Consider the following 2,303-nt stretch of genomic DNA (forward strand, 5'->3'; position numbering starts at 1 on the left):
GCATGAGGCACTTGAAACAACTAAAATCCACAGCGTTGTAGGCAAGACGAAGAATATGGGATTGATGGGCCAGCGGCCATTCCGCTCCCCCCACCACACCATTAGCGATGTGGCTTTAGTTGGTGGCGGAGCCTATCCTCAACCCGGGGAAATTTCGTTATCGCACAACGGGGTGCTGTTTTTAGACGAGCTACCGGAATTCAAACGTGGAGTGCTTGAGGTGATGCGCCAGCCCTTGGAAGATCGCGAAGTCACCATTTCACGGGCTCGGTTTACGGTGACCTATCCCAGCAGCTTTATGCTAGTGGCCAGTATGAACCCCAGTCCCAGTGGCTATTTCAACGACCCTGACGCCCCAACAACTTCTTCCCCGGCGGAGATGCAGCGCTATTTGGGAAAAATATCCGGACCCTTATTGGATCGTATCGACATCCACATCGAGGTAACGCCAGTTCCTTTCGAAAAACTATCCGAAGACCGCAAAGGCGAAAGCAGTGTCGACATCCGCAAACGGGTAACTTCGGCAAGGAAAATCCAGACCCAACGCTTTGAGGAATTCGATAAGGTACACTACAATGCCCAGATGGGTACGAAGCAGATCCGCAACTTTTGCAGGCTCGATGATCCATCCAAGGAACTCCTAAAAAACGCTATGGATAAGCTCAATCTTTCCGCAAGGGCCTATGACCGTATCTTAAAAGTTTCACGCACCATTGCCGATTTGGAACAGTCGAAAGAAGTGAAGGGCGATCATATCGCCGAAGCCATTCAATACAGGAGTTTGGATCGTGATGGGTGGTTGGGTTAAGTCCAAATTAAAAACCTGCTACAAACAGTAGTAACCCGTTAAAATGGAATATTCGTCAAAAGATAATAGGACATACAAACAATGAAGATGATGTTTATGGCAATGTAGATGTTGATAAGTATATCCCGTCTTTTCATGTCCTACTATTTTGGAGGTTGTATCACAAAAATATATGGAAGAATAGAAACACAACCAATAAAAACCCCATAATTTTTGGGTTTTATTTTTTAGGATTTGGGGGTTGTTCTCTAAATTTTCGAAATAGTATCCCATAAAAAAACCCATAGCCTTTTATGTCTATGGGTTAGTTCGGATGAAAAGATATTTTGCTATCGCTCGATATCTTTCATAATTCTGATAAAAAGCGTTCGCTCTTCTTCGATTCTTTGAAATACTTGTAGGATGATGTTTTTCATAATATAAGATTTGTTTGCCTTATAACGCCACTTAGGTCTATCTTGATATAATCATTCGATAAAGCAACCATTGTTTCGTTAAAGTGGGCGGGAATTGCTTTCACAACTTCACCGAACAATCCTTTTCCGCCGCCCGATATACCGCCTCGACCACCCTAATATCGCGTAAACCTTCCTCGCCGGGTACCAACATATCGGTATTATTGAGAATTGAAAGCGCATCATCGTCCATCTGCTTGGCCTGTTGGTTTTCGAGGGGAAAATTAATAATTTTATCGTCGGACCGTACACCTTTGTTACCGCTATAAGAGGAATGCGGGGACATTTTTATCCATCCTTTTTCGTAGTTAATGTTCAGATAGTTCATTTGGATGCCGAAGCTACTCTGGCAAGCTGCGCGGGCACCACTGGGGAATTCAAGTTGGTACATTGCGGTTTCCTCGACTTCGTGGTAGATATCAGGTCGAGTAGTAAACATCCGGGCCATGACAGATATAGGTTCCTCGCCCGTTGCCAAGCGTGCGCCCTGAATGGCATAGACGCCCATATCGCCCATTACACCGCCACCCATGGCCTTCTTTTGTTTCCAATGATCGGTGCGACCATCGAAATACCCGGCGCTCGAGGATACCATTTTGACCGCCCCGAAAGTTTTTTCTTTGGCCGCCTTCATATAGGCCTGAATATTGGGATCATGCTGGCAGCGGTAGCCGATGGAGAGTTTTACCCTATTGGCGTTGCAGGCCTTGATCATCGATTCGCATTCCGCTACGGTCGGTGCCATAGGCTTTTCGCACCATACGTGTTTTCCGGTGCTGGCTGCCCGAATGGTATATTCGGCATGCATCGAAGGGGGTAGTACAATGTAGATAACATCGATATCGGGATTATCGGCAATTTTGTCCATCCCCTTATAATCGTAGATGTTCTTATCGGGGATACCGTATTTTTCCTTCCAAACGGGAATCTTATCCGGACTTCCGGTAACAATGCCCTTTAGTTCGCAATGCTGGGTGAGTTGCAAAGCGGGAGCCAGCAGGTCGGTACTGTAGTATCCCAATCCCACTAGGGCGATGCCC

2 protein-coding genes are annotated in these 2,303 nt (G+C 46.2%); one reads left to right on the forward strand and one right to left on the reverse strand.

All coding sequences use genetic code 11. The annotated features are described in order from the left end of the window. Positions 1-808 (forward strand): YifB family Mg chelatase-like AAA ATPase (locus ACEW8S_RS06285; RefSeq protein WP_373517325.1); only part of this gene is annotated, 808 nt, incomplete at its 5' end. 516 nt (positions 809-1,324) lie between these two features. Here the strand turns inward: ACEW8S_RS06285 and ACEW8S_RS06290 are convergent. Next, the coding region (locus ACEW8S_RS06290) for a Gfo/Idh/MocA family protein (protein ID WP_373517326.1) at positions 1,325-2,303 on the reverse strand (979 nt) is incomplete at its 5' end.

This window comes from Pricia sp. (genome assembly GCF_041745955.1).
Taxonomy (GTDB): domain Bacteria; phylum Bacteroidota; class Bacteroidia; order Flavobacteriales; family Flavobacteriaceae; genus Pricia.